The organism is Streptomyces sp. NPDC041205 (assembly GCF_055591765.1).
The window spans coordinates 34291-47732 of record NZ_JBVIZH010000003.1 but is presented as its reverse complement, the minus strand read 5'-3'; the positions used below and the strand labels follow the sequence as shown (position 1 = coordinate 47732).

At 72.9% G+C, this 13442-nt stretch carries 14 protein-coding genes; 5 read left to right on the top strand and 9 right to left on the bottom strand.

The features are described from left to right. Positions 1-9: 9 nt before the first annotated feature. Positions 10-1248 carry an FAD-dependent monooxygenase gene (locus ACZ6BG_RS14380; RefSeq protein ID WP_469000422.1) on the bottom strand — a complete coding sequence of 413 codons (1239 nt, stop codon included), beginning with the start codon at positions 1246-1248 and terminating at the stop codon, positions 10-12. A gap of 114 nt (positions 1249-1362) precedes the next feature. Between ACZ6BG_RS14380 and ACZ6BG_RS14375 the strand changes: the two genes are divergently transcribed. Then, positions 1363-1977, top strand: coding sequence for a TetR/AcrR family transcriptional regulator (locus tag ACZ6BG_RS14375; protein WP_469000420.1), 615 nt, complete (start codon positions 1363-1365; stop codon positions 1975-1977). Between the two features lie 102 nt (positions 1978-2079). After that, entirely contained in the window at positions 2080-2613 is a 534-nt protein-coding gene (locus tag ACZ6BG_RS14370) for a hypothetical protein (RefSeq protein ID WP_469000418.1), read from the top strand. Between the two features lie 116 nt (positions 2614-2729). Here the strand turns inward: ACZ6BG_RS14370 and ACZ6BG_RS14365 are convergent, their stop codons facing one another. The 7 genes from ACZ6BG_RS14365 to ACZ6BG_RS14335 form a co-directional block, all read right to left on the bottom strand. Continuing rightward, on the bottom strand, positions 2730-3224 hold the full coding sequence (locus ACZ6BG_RS14365) for a hypothetical protein (protein WP_469000415.1): 495 nt from the start codon (positions 3222-3224) through the stop codon (positions 2730-2732). A 225-nt stretch (positions 3225-3449) separates the two neighbouring features. Continuing rightward, positions 3450-4133, bottom strand: a complete 684-nt coding sequence (ung, locus tag ACZ6BG_RS14360; RefSeq protein WP_469000412.1) for a uracil-DNA glycosylase — start codon at positions 4131-4133, stop codon at positions 3450-3452. A 115-nt stretch (positions 4134-4248) separates the two neighbouring features. Beyond that, positions 4249-5835 carry an ABC transporter substrate-binding protein gene (locus tag ACZ6BG_RS14355; RefSeq protein WP_469000409.1) on the bottom strand — a complete coding sequence of 529 codons (1587 nt, stop codon included), beginning with the start codon at positions 5833-5835 and terminating at the stop codon, positions 4249-4251. A 172-nt stretch (positions 5836-6007) separates the two neighbouring features. Next, positions 6008-6763: an SDR family oxidoreductase gene (locus tag ACZ6BG_RS14350; protein ID WP_468462283.1), complete on the bottom strand. Its 756-nt coding sequence runs from the start codon at positions 6761-6763 to the stop codon at positions 6008-6010. Positions 6764-6809: 46 nt separating this feature from the next. Next, a complete protein-coding gene (gene fabG / locus ACZ6BG_RS14345) occupies positions 6810-7571 on the bottom strand; it encodes a 3-oxoacyl-ACP reductase FabG (protein WP_469000405.1) in 762 nt (253 codons plus the stop codon). 232 nt (positions 7572-7803) lie between these two features. Next, complete coding sequence (locus tag ACZ6BG_RS14340) at positions 7804-8157, bottom strand: DUF3037 domain-containing protein (RefSeq protein WP_469002879.1); 354 nt, start codon at positions 8155-8157, stop codon at positions 7804-7806. Between the two features lie 89 nt (positions 8158-8246). Then, entirely contained in the window at positions 8247-9023 is a 777-nt protein-coding gene (locus ACZ6BG_RS14335) for a HipA family kinase (RefSeq protein ID WP_469000402.1), read from the bottom strand. A 97-nt stretch (positions 9024-9120) separates the two neighbouring features. Here ACZ6BG_RS14335 and ACZ6BG_RS14330 point away from each other — a divergent pair, with 97 nt between their 5' ends. Continuing rightward, entirely contained in the window at positions 9121-11394 is a 2274-nt protein-coding gene (locus tag ACZ6BG_RS14330; RefSeq protein WP_469000400.1) for a S9 family peptidase, read from the top strand. Positions 11395-11426: 32 nt separating this feature from the next. Then, positions 11427-11993 (top strand): Rieske (2Fe-2S) protein, encoded by a 567-nt coding sequence (locus ACZ6BG_RS14325; protein WP_469000398.1) that lies wholly within the window; start codon positions 11427-11429, stop codon positions 11991-11993. A gap of 46 nt (positions 11994-12039) precedes the next feature. On the opposite strand, the gene ACZ6BG_RS14320 is transcribed toward ACZ6BG_RS14325, so the two are convergent. Then, on the bottom strand, positions 12040-12684 hold the full coding sequence (locus ACZ6BG_RS14320) for a cysteine hydrolase family protein (protein WP_469000396.1): 645 nt from the start codon (positions 12682-12684) through the stop codon (positions 12040-12042). A gap of 290 nt (positions 12685-12974) precedes the next feature. Between ACZ6BG_RS14320 and ACZ6BG_RS14315 the strand changes: the two genes are divergently transcribed. Next, on the top strand, positions 12975-13442 hold the full coding sequence (locus ACZ6BG_RS14315) for a pyridoxamine 5'-phosphate oxidase family protein (protein WP_469000393.1): 468 nt from the start codon (positions 12975-12977) through the stop codon (positions 13440-13442).

Genomic DNA, 13442 nt, shown 5'->3' with positions numbered 1-13442 from the left:
AGTGTCTCCCTATCGTCGTGCCGGTTCACGCTCCTGCGCCCCCGAGCCTGTTCCCGCAGCATACGGGGGCTGGGGCGGCCGCCAGTCGGCGATGGAGGCGAAGCCCCGCATGATCATGTCCGGGCCGAGCCCGGCCGCCGTGCGCACCAGGGAGTCGCGCACCGCCCGCAAGGGGCCGCTGGTGACGTGGTTGAGGCGGGCGGTGCGGGCGGCCTGGCGCACGATCGCCGTGGTCCGTGGCACGCGTACCGCGCTGTACGCGGCCAGGCCCGCGAAGAGGTCGGCGCGCGGTGCCGCGTGGTGGGCGAGCACGACGGCGTCCTCGATGGCCTGGTTGCCGCCCTGGCCGAGGGTGGGTGCCATGGCGTGCGCGGCGTCGCCGAGGAGGACGGTCCGGCCGCGGTGGTGGGCGGGCAGCGGGTCGATCAGGTGGCGCACGTCGTTGCGCAGGACGTCCTCGGGGCGGGCGGCGGCGATGATCCCGGGGATCGGGTCGTGCCAGTGCGCGAAGCGCCGCTCCAGTTCGGCCTTCTCGTTGTCGGGGGCGCGCCCGCCCTCGGGGACGAGCGCGGTGGCGTACGCGTACACCCGCCCGTCCTTGAGCGGCTGGGTGCCCCAGACTCCGCCGCGCCCCCAGGTCTCGTGCGGCGCGAAGGGGCGTTCGGGCGCGGGCACGATGAGCCGCCAGGCGGTGAAGCCGGTGTACGCGGGCGCGGGGTGCGCGGGGAACAGGGCCCCGCGGACGGCGGAGTTGATGCCGTCGGCGCCGACGACGAGGTCGGCCTCGATGTCGCCGTCGGGGGTCGTGACGACGGCCCTGCGGCCGGGGCCGCCGCAGTCGGTGAGGCGGGCGTCGACGCCTGTGCGCAGGCAGTGCGCGGGCAGTTCGGCGACGAGCAGGTCGACCAGTGTCGCGCGGTGCAGCAGCACCAGCGTGCCGCCGAACTCCCGCGTCGTCGCGGCCGCGCTGGTCCGCACGATCCAGCGTCCGTCCTGCGCGCGCACCCCGCCCACTCCCTGCCACGCTGCCAGGTCGCGCACCCGGTCGCCGAGGCCTAGCACGTCCAGGGCGCGCTGGGCGTTGGGGGCGAGGCCGATGCCGGAGCCGACGGGCTCCAGGGACGCGGCGCGTTCCAGGACCGTGACCCGCCAACCGGCCTTGTCCAGGCCGATCGCGGCGGTCAGCCCACCGATCCCACCACCTATGACGACGGCGTGGGGCTGGGGAGATTTCGCTGTTCCGGGCATGATCTCTCCTTGTCGCGCGCATACTTGGCAAAGGCGGAACCGTCGGCAACTACAGATGTAGTGCCCACGTCCAGACGCTACTACATCTGTAGTGAGAACGGTAGGCTGGGCCACATGCCTGTACGTGCCACGGGGACAGCCCGCACCGAACTCATCGCCGACACCGCCCTCTCGCTGCTCGCCGAGCGCGGCATGCGCGGCCTCACCCACCGGGCCGTCGACGAGGCGGCGGGGCTCCCTCCGGGGTCGACGTCGAACCACGCCCGCACCCGGCTCGCCCTCCTGGAGGCCGCGGTCCGCCGGCAGGCCGAGCGCGAGAACGACGTCCTCACCCCGAGCGAGCTGCCGGACCCGGCGGGCGACCGCGACACCCTGATCTCCGGCCTGGCCGTGGCCCTGCACCGCTTCCTCACCGGCGACGCCCACCGCGGCCTGCTCCTGTCCCGCTACGAACTCGCCCTGGAGGCGACCCGGCGGCCCGAACTGCGGTCGTACTACGACTCGGCGGGCGCCCAGTTCCGGGAGCCACTGCGCGAACTGATGGTCGCCGCGGGCTCCAAGGATCCGGAGCGGCACACGCTGTCCCTGGTGGCGTGGTGCGACGGCATGATGTTCTCGTGCGTCGCGGGTTCGTACCACGCGACGGCGCCGACGGTGGACGAACTGCGGGACGGCTTCGGGGAATTGCTGCGGGGGATGCTGGACGGGGAAGGGCGGGGAGGGGTGTAGGGCGGGAGCCGTCGCCCGGTGGCGCGCGCCGGTGTCACCCGTGCGGGGCATGCGGAGGCGTTCGGCGCCCGGGGACGCGCCGGGGCCAGCAGAGTGGCGCGGGTGCAGCGATCGACGACCACCTCGGTGACCACTTCGGTGCTCCTTGTGTCCACGTCCGTGGCCGTGCTGACTCTCTCCGGTTGCATGGGGGTGGAGCGGGCGGGCGGCCGGGGCGCGGTGTCGGCGGGCCCGGCGACACCCGCCCGGGCTCCTTGGAGTCGGCCGCCGCGGGCGGTGCAGGACCCGGCGCGTGACGCGCTGGAGCGCGGCGGCCCGGCGGACACGCCGTCCCGCACCGCGCCCCCGCGGGCGAAGGCCACCCCGTCCGACCGGCCCTCGGCCACGTCACCCGCGCCCACCGAAGGCGGCGCCGCTCGCGAGCGCGACGAGCACCGCGGGCGCTTGGCCCCGCCCCCGCGCCGCCACGACGGCCGCTCTCAGGATCCCGGTCGCGACGGCGGGGAGGCACCCCGCTCCGACGCGCCGCCGCACGTCCGCGCCGAGGTCGACCTGTGCGCACTCGGCCGCACGCACGGGGGCTGGGAGCCGGACAGCCCGGAAGCGACCATCTGCCGGGCGGCGTATGGGCATTGACGGGGGGCAGGCCCTCGGCGGAGCCTGCCCGGTCCCCCGCGCTGCCCGGCCTGGGCCTCGGCTGGCTCCGGCTGGCCCGACTGGGCCCAGCGGAGCCAATCACACCGACCAAGCCCCTACTCCTCCACCGCCCCCTCCCCCACCTGCGCCTCAAGGCGGTCCAGCGCCGCCCTGATGCCGTCCCCGTAACCGTCGTCGCCGAGCGCGCCCACCGCGCCGCGGGCCAGGCGCAGATGGCTGCGGGCCGCCTCGGGGCGGGCGAGCTTCACATAGTCCGCGGCCAGGTTGAGGTGCAGCGAGGGGTAGAACCCTCGCACCGCGAGGGACTGGTGGTGGGCGCCGACGCGTTCGTCCGACAGCTCCTGGGCCGCCGACAACGCCCTGAGGTCCCAGGCGAGTTCGTCCGCCGGGTCGTCCTGGGTGTCGGCCATGTAGTGCGCGAGGGTGCAGCGGTGCAGGGCGTCGCCCTCCTCGCCGATCTCCGACCAGAGCACGAGGAACCGCGTCCGCGCCTCCTCGCGGTCGCCCGCGTGCTGGAGCATGACCGCCTGCCCGATCCGGGTCATCATGGCGTCTTCGTCGTCCGTCGTCTGTTCCTGCCGCTCCGCCACCGCGTCGCCCTCCGCGTCCGCCGGACGTACCGCGGGCCGGGCGGGGCCCCGCGGCAGGTCCGACGTCAGTCCGTCGTCAGCTGTCAGTCGATCCGTCGGTCGTTCGTCAGCCGTGGGGCCGTCGGCCGGTGTCCGGCCACCGGCCCCACGAGTCGGTTCCGACGCTAGCGGCCACCACTGACAATCGCGGTCAGGCGCGGTGCGACGCGGGGCGCTCCCGCCTGCTCAGCCCAGGTCGGGGATGCGCCAGTCGATGGACTCGTGCCCCTGGGCCGCCACCGCCTCGTCGATCTGCGTGAAGGGCCGGGAGCCGAAGAACTTCTTCGCGGACAGCGGCGAGGGGTGCGCGCCCTTGACGACGACGTGCCGCTCCGTGTCGATGAGGGGCAGCTTCTTCTGGGCGTAGTTGCCCCACAGGACGAAGACCGCCGGATCCGGCCTCTCGGCCACCGCGCGGATCACCGCGTCGGTGAACTTCTCCCAGCCCTTGCCCTTGTGGGAGTTGGCCTCGCCGGAGCGGACCGTCAGGACCGCGTTCAGGAGCAGCACGCCCTGCTGGGCCCACGGCATCAGATAGCCGTTGTCCGGCACGGGGAGGCCGATGTCCTCCTTCATCTCCTTGTAGATGTTCCGGAGCGAGGGCGGGGTCTTCACTCCGGGGCGGACCGAGAAGCACAGGCCGTGGCCCTGGCCCTCGCCGTGATAGGGGTCCTGGCCGAGGACGAGGACCTTCACCCGGTCGAACGGTGTCGCGTCCAGCGCGGCGAACACCTCGTCGCGCGGCGGGAAGACCGGGCCCTTCGCACGCTCCTCCTCGACGAACTCGGTGAGCTCCTTGAAGTAGGGCTTCTGCAGTTCCTCGCCGAGGACTCCGCGCCAGGACGCGGGCAGCATGGCGATGTCGGTCACGTCAACAACCTCCGGGGTGCGTTCAGTTCTGCACCACAGAACCTACCGGCGGCCACTGACAATCCACCGCCCCCGGCCCCACCGGGCGGCCCCGCGCCCACGGGGAAGCCGCCACCTACCAGCTCGTCTTCCGCCCGAGCTCCCACATCATCATGATCGCCGAGGGGTCGAGGGCCCGCTCGGCGCCCGAGATCTCCTCGGTCGCCATCACGTACTGCTTGCCCTGCCACACCGGCAGCAGCCGCACGTCGTCGACGAGGATTCGCTGGGCGCGCTCGAACTGGTCCACGACATTGCTCCGGTCGGCCTCGCGGCGCGAGCGCGGCAGCAGCTCCTCGGTGAGTTCCCGCGACGGATAGGGCATGTTGTGGACGTTGCGCTCGCCCACGAAGGGCGCGATGAAGTTGTCCGCGTCCGGGAAGTCCGGGAACCAGCCGCGCCCGAAGACCGGGTACTCACCGCGCTTGTAGGCCGCGTCGAACTCCTTCCACGGCTGCCCCTTGACCGTGATCTTGAACAGGCCCGAGGCCTCCAGCTGCCGTTTGATCTCGGCGAACTCCGGCTCGGTGGCCGAGCCGTAGCGGTCGGTGGTGTACCAGAGGGTGAGCGGTACGCGCTCGGTGATGCCCGCCGCCGCCAGGATCCGCCGCGCCTTGGCCACGCTCGGATCGCCGTAGGCGTCGAAGAAGCTCGTGCCGTGCCCGGCGACACCGCGCGGGACCATCGAGTACAGCGGCTCCACGGTGCCCTTGTAGATCTTGTGTGCGATCGCGCCGCGGTCGATCACCTGGGCGAACGCCTTGCGCACGGCCGGCTTGCGCGCCCACCGGTCCTTCGGGTTGAACACCAGGTAGCGGATCTCGGTCCCGGCGCCCTCGACGAGCCGGATGTCGCTCTCCTTGTCCGGGCCCTGCTGCGCCACGATGTCCCGCGCCGCGAGACCGCGGAAGGTGACGTCGACGTCCTTGTCACGCAGTGCCTCGACCATGGAGTCGGAGTCACGGTAGTAGCGGATGGTCACGGCGTCGTTCTTGCGGTCGGCGGCGCCTTCATAATGGCTGTTCCTGGTGAGTTCGGCCCGGTCACCGGCCTGGTAGGACTCGAGGGTGTACGGCCCGGAGCCGCTGATCTCGTCGCCCTCGCGTATTTTGTCGGCCGGGTACTCGCGGGGGTCGACGATCGACATGGCGGGGGTGGCGAGGACGAAGGGGAACGTGGCGTCGGGCTCGCGCAGCCGGAACACCACGGTCCGGTCCCCCTTGGTCCGCACGGTCCGCAGCGCGCCCAGAAGTCCGGCCGGACCGCCCTTGACGTCGAGGCGCCGCATCCGGTCGATGGAGAACTTCACGGCCCGCGCGTCCAGCTCGTGGCCGTCGGAGAACTTCAGCCCCGCGCGCAACGTACACGTGTAGACCATGCTGCTGCCGTCGGTGAACCGGCAGCGCTCCGCCGCGTCGGGCTGGGGCTCGGTGGCGCCGGAGGGGAAGCTCAGGAGCGTCTGGAAGACGTTCCGGTACAGCTCCCACGAGCCGTCGTAGGCCGCGGCCGGATCGAGGGTGCTCGGCGCGCTCGTCGTACCGACGGTGATCGTGTCGCCGCCGTCCGAGCCCTCGGAGGACAGCACACCGCAGCCGGCGACGAGGGACAGGGACGCGAGCAGGGTGACCGGCCGCCGACCACGCGGGGGAACTCTTCTGAACACGTGCACGCTCCTCGGTCTGCCGTGCCATGGATCGGCAGACCATACCGCAGCGCCCCGCCGTGCCAACCAGGCTCACCGACGGGGCACTTCATGCGGGAGAACATCACGTACGCACGGGAATCCCGGCCTTCTTCACGGTTCCTCCGGTTCCGTCAGCCGATGCCCGGTTCCGTCAGCCGACGCCCGCGTTGAGGAACATGCCGCCGTCGACCTGGAGCGTCTGACCTGTGATCCAGTCGGACTGCTCGGAGGTGAGGAAGGCCGCCGCGCCGCCGATGTCGGACGGCACCCCGAGCCGACCGAGCGGGTAGGCCGCCGCGGCCTCCTCCTCGCGGCCCTCGTACAGCGCCTGCGCGAACTTGGTCTTGACCACGGCCGGGGCGATGGCGTTGACCCGCACCTTCGGCGCGAACTCGTGCGCCAGCTGCAGGGTCAGATTGACCATGGCGGCCTTGCTGATGCCGTACGCCCCGATGAACGGGGAGGGCGCGACGCCCGCGATGGAGGCGATGTTGACGATCGCGCCGCCGTGCTCGCTCTGCCAGGCCTTCCAGGTGAGCTGGGCGAAGCCGAGCGCGGAGATCACGTTGGTCTCGAAGACCTTGCGGGCCACGTTCAGGTCCATGTCGGCCATCGCCCCGAACACCGGGTTCGTACCGGCGTTGTTGATGAGGAAGTCGACGCGGCCGAACGCCTCCATGGCGCGCTCGACGGCGACCGCCTGGTGTGCCTCGTCGTGGGCCTTGCCCGGGACGCCGATGACGCGGTCGGCGCCGAGCTTCTCCACGGCCTCCTTGAGCGCGTCCTCGTTGCGCCCGGTGATGCACACCCGGTCGCCGCGGGCGACCAGTGCCTCCGCGATGCCGTAGCCGATGCCGCGGCTCGCTCCGGTGACGAGCGCCGCCTTGCCGCTGTCCTGCACTGCCATCTGTCCTGATCCTTTGCGCTTGGTCCGGTGCTTGTCGGGCGGGCCGCTAGTTGAGCGGTCCACCGGCCACGTACATGACCTGCCCGGACACAAAACCCGCCGCGTCGCCGGTGAAGAAGGCGATGGCGTTGGCGATGTCCTCCGGCCTGCCGACACGCTGCACCGGGATCTGGGTGGCGGCCGCGGCCTGGAAGTCCTCGAAGCCCATGCCGACGCGCTCGGCGGTGGCCTTGGTCATCTCGGTGACGATGAAGCCGGGCGCCACGGAGTTGGCGGTGACGCCGAACTTGCCGAGCTCCTTGGCGAGCGTCTTGGTGAGGCCCTGCATGCCCGCCTTGGCGGCCGCGTAGTTGGCCTGGCCGCGGTTGCCGAGCGCGGAGGAGCTGGAGAGGTTGACGATCCGGCCGAAGCCCGCGTCCACCATGTGCGCCTGACAGGCGCGGGACATCAGGAACGCGCCGCGCAGATGCACGTTCATGACCGTGTCCCAGTCGCTCGCGCTCATCTTGAACAACAGGTTGTCGCGCAGCACGCCCGCGTTGTTGACCAGGATCGTGGGCGCGCCGAGCTCCGCCGCGATCCGGGTGACGGCGGCCTCGACCTGGGCCTCGTCGGCCACGTCGCAGCCCACGGCGATCGCCTTGCCACCGGCGGCGGTGATCTGCTCGACGGTGTCCTTGCAGGCGGCCTCGTCGAGGTCGATCACGGCGACGGCGCGGCCCTCGGCGGCGAGCCGGACGGCGGTCGCCGCGCCGATGCCTCGCGCTGCTCCGGTCACGACCGCGACGCGCTGCTCAGTGGTGGACATGCTGGCTCTCCTCGCCCTTGGGGTGCGGCTCTCATGCCGTGCGGATCTTCTGGAGGTGCGGTGCCGCGGCACTCCCAAGTGAGCGACCGCTTAGTACCTTCAGCAGACGAGACGCTAGAAGCCCTGACACCCGGTGTCAACGGCCCCCCGGCCACTGTGACTCATTACGTCTCCCGCGGGCCCCGAACCGGTCGGACCACCCCAGGGCCTGCCCGATGGGCCGGCTGGCGCCCTAGCGCACCAGCAGCTCCACGAGGCGCTCCACCTCGGCCTCGGGGTCCGCGGTGAGGCCCGTGTGCACCGGCCCCGGCTGGACGACGGTGGAGCGCGGCGCGATCAGCCAGCGGAAGCGCCGCCCGGCGTCGTCGCCCGCCGCCTGCCCGGCCGCGGCGCCGCCCGCGCAGACGCCCTCGACGGCCGACAGCGCCGCGCGCACGCCCGCCGGGTCGGCCCCGGGGTCCAGGGCGCGCAGCTTCGCCTCGTCCAGATGCGTGCGGGCGGCCACGTAGGACTTGGCGCGGCAGTAGAGCACGACGCCCGCGTTGAACTGCTCGCCGCGCTCCACGCGCGGCACGACGCGCAGCAGCGCGTACTCGAAGACGTCCCGCGCGGGGGCGCTGTTCGGCTCGGCCGTGTCGGTCGTCTCGCCCGGTTCGGTCGGCTCAGTCGGTTCGCTCACTTCGCGGCGCCTTCCAGGGTGATGCGTTCGTGGATGCTCTCCGCGCGCGGGAGCAGCATCTCGGCGTACGCGCGCCGCACCTCGTCCGGCGTGTCGAAGCCCGGCTCGTCGGCCAGCCACGCGTCGGGCACGTCGGCGGTCACCTCGGCGAGCAGGTCCGCGGTGACCCGGGGGGCCAGCTCGGCGGCGGCCGCGGCGATGTCGGGGGCGTACCGCGCGAGGACGTGGTCCGCGGCGGCGTACGGCTTGGCGGCCGCGGCCGGGGCCGTCGGCCAGTTGTGGTGCCAGATCATGCTCGCGCCGTGGTCGATGAGCCAGACGTCGCCGTGCCACACCAGGAGGTTCGGGTTGCGCCAGGAGCGGTCCACGTTGTTGATCAGCGCGTCGAACCAGATGACGCGCCCGGCCTCCAGCGGGTCCACCTCGAAGGCCAGCGGGTCGAAGCCGAGGGCGCCCGGCAGGTAGTCCATGCCCAGGTTCAGCCCGCCGCTCGACTTCAGGAGCTGCTGCACCTCCTGGTCCGGTTCGCCGAGGCCGAGGACCGGGTCGAGCCGGATCGCCGCGAGTCCCGGCACGCGCAGCCCGAGGTGGTGGGCGAGGCGCCCGCAGATCACCTCGGCGACGAGCGTCTTGCGGCCCTGGCCCGCGCCCGTGAACTTCATGACGTACGTCTCGTAGGCGCCGCGGCCGTCGTCGGTCTCGACGAGTCCGGGCAGCGATCCGCCCTCACGCAGCGGCGTGACGTACCGGACGGCGGTGACTTCGGTGAGCATCGCCCCAGGTTACTGCCGAGGTCCGACACCCCGGCCGCTCCCCCGGAGCCCTCGCCCACCCCTGCCGAAACGCCTCCGTGGTGCCTACCGTCACCCCATGAACTCCCCTGACCTCCCGTCCCAGTTCGCCCGCACGCACCGCTTCGCGTTCGGGGTGCCGCGCGGCTTCGCCGTGTCGCGGGACGGCACCCGTGTGCTGTTCGTGCGCTCGACGGCGGGCGACGACCCGGTCAGCAGGCTGTGGCTGTACGAAGTCGGGGCCGATGCGGGGGAAGACGCCGAGGCTGGCGAACGCGCCGAGGGCGGGTTCGGTGGCGAGCGGATGCTCGCGGATCCACTCGCGTTGGGCGCCGCCGGGCCGGTGCCCGAGGCCGAACGCGTGCGCAGGGAACGCGCGCGGGAGGCCTCCCAAGGAGTGGTGTCCTTCGCCACCGACGACTACGCGCGCGTGGTCGCCTTCGCGGTGTCGGGCGCCCTGTGGACGGTCCGCACGGACGGCGGCGTGCCGCGCCGGATCGGCACCCCGGGTCCCGTCGTCGACCCGCGCCCCTCGCCCGACGGCTCGCTCATCGCGTACGTCACCGGGGGCGCCCTGCGCGTGGTCGGCGCCGACGGCACCGGCGACCGGGCCCTGGCCGAGCCCGAGGGCGACGAGGTGACGTACGGGCTCGCCGATCACGTCGCCGCCGAATCCATGGACAGGCACCGGGCGTTCTGGTGGTCGCCGGACAGCGATGCCCTGCTGGTCGCGCGCGTGGACACCGCGCGCGTTCAGCGCTGGTGGCTCTCCGACCCCGCGCACCCGGAGCGGCCGCCGCGCTCGGTGCCGTACCCGGCGGCGGGCACCGACAACGCGGAGACGACCCTGCACATCCTGCGGACGGACGGCTCGCGCGTCGCCGTCCGCACGCCGTCGGAGGCGTCGGAGGCGTCAGAGGCGTCAGAGGCGTCAGAGGCGTCAGAGCGAACCTCGGTGCGCTCACACGACTCCGAGCACGCCTCGGAGCGCTCACGAGACGGCCATGCGCCCGCATGGACGGACACCGCCTTCGACTACGTCCTGCGGGCGTCCTGGGACGCGCACGGCCCCCTCGTCACCCTCCAGACCCGCGACCAGCGCACGGCGTGCGTCCTGGAGGTCGCCCCGGAGAGCGGCGCGTGCCGCCTGGTCGACCAGCGGCACGAGAGCCCGTGGCTGGGCCTCGTCCCGGGCACCCCGGCCCGCCTCGCGGACGGCACGCCCCTGCTGCACCGGCTCGTCGACCCCGACACGGCGGGCCTGCGCGTGGGCAGCGCGGAGACGCCGCCGGGACTGCATGTGCGCGCCGTGCTCGCCATCGTGGGCGAGCGGGTGTGGCTGACGGCGTCGGACGAGCCCACGGAGGCGCACGTCTGGTCGTGGTCGGTGGCCGGTGCGGCGGACGGCCCGGTCCGCACCACCGCCCCGGTGCGCCTCAGCCAGGGCCCGGGCGTGCACACGGCAGCGGTCGGCGGGGACACCGTCGTCCTCGACAGCCGGACAGCGGACGGACACACGGTGACCGTGCTGCGCGGCGGGCGGCCCGCAGGACGGATAGCCGTGCACTCCGAAGAGCCCATAGTGAAGCCGAACCCCCGTCACCTCGCCCTCGGGGAACGTGCGGTGCGCGGCATGCTGTTCCTGCCGTCGTGGCACGAGCAGGGCTCCCGGAAACTACCGGTCCTGCTGTGTCCGTACTCGGGCCCCTCCGTCCAACTCGTGACGCAGGCGCGCGCGTGGTGGACGGTCGTCGCCCAGTGGTTCGCCGAGCAGGGCTTCGCGGTGCTGACCGCGGACGGGCGGGGCACGCCGGGGCGCGGGCGGGGCTGGGAACACGAGGTGTACGGCGATCAGTTGACGCCCGTCCTCGACGACCAGGTGGACGCGGTCCGGGGCGCGGCCGAGCTGTTTCCCGACCTCGACCTGGAGCGGGTGGGCATCCGGGGCTGGTCCTTCGGCGGCTATCTCGCGGCGGGCGCCGTGCTGCACCGGCCGGACGTCTTCCACGCGGCGGTGGCCGGGGCCGCGCCCTCCGACCTGCGGCTCTACGACACCCACTGGAAGGAGCGCTTCCTGGGGCACCCGGACGTACAGCCCGCGCACTACGAACGCTGCTCCCTGGTGGCGCACGCGCACCGCCTGTCGCGTCCGCTGATGCTGGTCCACGGCCTGTCCGACGACAACGTCCTGCCGGTGCACACGCTGCGCCTGTCGTCGGCCCTGCTCGCGGCGGGGCGGCCGCACACGGTCCTGCCGCTGCCCGGGGCGAGCCATCTGGTGGCCCAGAAGGACGTTGCGGCCAATCTGCTGAATCTGGAGCTCGACTTCCTGAAAAAGTCCTTGAACGCCTGAACAACCCGGCGCCGCCGTCCGTACCATCCGGCATGACTGCTTCCAGGGAAGACAGGGCCGACACCGCCGAGCCGCTCCTGCCGACGGCGGACAGCCCCACCACCCCCCTCTCCGCACGCCCCTCGGGCCTCTGCCTGAGCACCTCCTCGCACCCCGCCGGATCCCCGAGCCCCACCCGTCGCGCCGTCGTCGCCGCGGTGGGGGCCGCGGGCCTGGCCGCCGCGCTCGTCGCCTGCGGCTCGGACGACGGCAAGGACTCGTCGGAGCCCGCCGGTGAGGCCTCCGAGAAGGACGAGGGCGGCGGTGGCGGCGGTGCCGTGCTGGCCAAGACGGCGGACATCCCCGTGGGCGGCGGCAAGATCTTCAAGGACGAGAACGTCGTGGTCACCCAGCCGAAGAAGGGCGAGTTCAAGGCCTTCTCGAACCGCTGTACGCACAAGGGGTGCCCGGTGACGAGCGTCGAGGGCGGCACCATCAACTGCCCCTGTCACGGCAGCAAGTTCGACATCACCGATGGCAGCGTGAAGCAGAACCCGGCGCCGAAGCCGCTGCCCGCGACGAAGATCACCGTCGAGGGCGACTCGATCAAGCTGGCCTGACGCGGGCGCTCTCCGAGGTCGGCGGGGGCCGCGTCGCGCCGGGTGCTCACCCGGAGCGGCGCGGCCCCTGCCATGCGCCGAGGACCTCCTCCGTCGTGGTGACGGTGGCGACCAGGGCGAGGGTGTTCCTGACGACGGCGGGGGTGTACTCGGCGGGGACGCCCGCGATGGCGTCGGCGGGCACCACGGCGGTGTAGCCGAGGTTCACCGCGTCGAAGACGGCGTTCGGTATCGCCACGTTGGCCGAGACGCCGGTCACGACCAGGGTGCGGCAGCCCAGATTGCGCAGCAGCGCGTCGGCGTCGGTGCCCGCGATCGGCGACAGGCCGTGCAGGCGGCGTACGACGAAGTCCTCCTCGGCGACCTCGATCGGCGGCGCGATCCGCACGGCCGTCGTGCCGGACAGCTGCTGCACGGGCAGCCGTTCGGCGGCGCGGAAGAGCCGCGCGTTGCGGTTGGCTCCGCGTCCGTCGGGGCGGCGCTCGGCGACGGCGTGCAGGACCTGGACGCCGCCGAGGTGCGCGGCGTGCACCAGGCGGGCGACGTTGCCGAGCGCGCCGGACGAGCGGGCTTCCTTGGCGAGTTCGGGCAGCGCGCTGTCGGTCCCGACGACGCCCTGTTGGCACTCGACGGTCATCAGGACGGTGCTCGCGGGGTCGAGGATCTCCTTGAGCTGTGCGTACGACGGCATGCTTCCCCCTGTCGCGGACCACGGGCCGACCGGTGCCGCGCGCCTGCCGGGCAGGGGTGCCCCGCGGGCGGAGATCGCGGTGCGCGGGAGGCTAACCGGCATTGCGTCACGAAGGAAGACGCCTCATGCTTCTCTGACGCTCAGTCAGTTTTGCGGCCAGCCGTGCGGTCTGCCGCCCGGTCCGGCAGTCGCGTGGTCCGCTGCGCGGTCTGCCGCCCGGTTCGCAGTCGCGCGGTCCGCTGTCGGCCTGAGCGACGAGACGGGCTCATCGGCAAACGGGAGGACGACGCATGGCCACCACACAGCGGCGCGGTCGCCGGATCATGATGACTCCGGACGAGGTGGACGCCTTCCTCGCCGCCGAACGCACCTGCCGGGTCGCGACGGTGTCCGCCGACGGCGCCCCGCACGTCAGCGCGCTGTGGTTCGCGTGGGACGGCACGTCCCTGTGGCTGTACTCGATCACGCGCAGCAGGCGCTGGGCCGAGCTGCGCCGCGACCCGCGCGTCGCCGTGGTCGTCGACGCCGGTGAGCAGTACGGAGAGCTGCGCGGCGTGGAACTGACCGGCACCGCGGAGTTCGTCGGCGAGGCGCCGCGCACCGGGGAGCCGTGCCCGGAACTCGACCTGCCGGAGCGGCTGTTCGCCCGGAAGAACTTCGGCCTGGAGGAGATGGTGCACGACGGCCGGCACGCGTGGCTGCGGCTCACGCCGGACGCGATCGCCTCCTGGGACTTCCGGAAGCTGGCGCAGCTCTAG

Excerpts from the sequence above, each read along its gene's own strand:
- ACZ6BG_RS14325 (WP_469000398.1), top strand. The coding sequence starts at position 11,427 with ATGACTGCTTCCAGGGAAGACAGGGCCGACACCGCCGAGCCGCTCCTG.
- ACZ6BG_RS14330 (WP_469000400.1), top strand. The coding sequence starts at position 9,121 with ATGAACTCCCCTGACCTCCCGTCCCAGTTCGCCCGCACGCACCGCTTC.
- ACZ6BG_RS14380 (WP_469000422.1), bottom strand. The coding sequence starts at position 1,248 with ATGCCCGGAACAGCGAAATCTCCCCAGCCCCACGCCGTCGTCATAGGT.
- ACZ6BG_RS14335 (WP_469000402.1), bottom strand. The coding sequence starts at position 9,023 with ATGCTCACCGAAGTCACCGCCGTCCGGTACGTCACGCCGCTGCGTGAG.
- ACZ6BG_RS14315 (WP_469000393.1), top strand. The coding sequence starts at position 12,975 with ATGGCCACCACACAGCGGCGCGGTCGCCGGATCATGATGACTCCGGAC.
- ACZ6BG_RS14350 (WP_468462283.1), bottom strand. The coding sequence starts at position 6,763 with ATGGCAGTGCAGGACAGCGGCAAGGCGGCGCTCGTCACCGGAGCGAGC.
- ACZ6BG_RS14320 (WP_469000396.1), bottom strand. The coding sequence starts at position 12,684 with ATGCCGTCGTACGCACAGCTCAAGGAGATCCTCGACCCCGCGAGCACC.
- ACZ6BG_RS14375 (WP_469000420.1), top strand. The coding sequence starts at position 1,363 with ATGCCTGTACGTGCCACGGGGACAGCCCGCACCGAACTCATCGCCGAC.
- fabG (WP_469000405.1), bottom strand. The coding sequence starts at position 7,571 with ATGTCCACCACTGAGCAGCGCGTCGCGGTCGTGACCGGAGCAGCGCGA.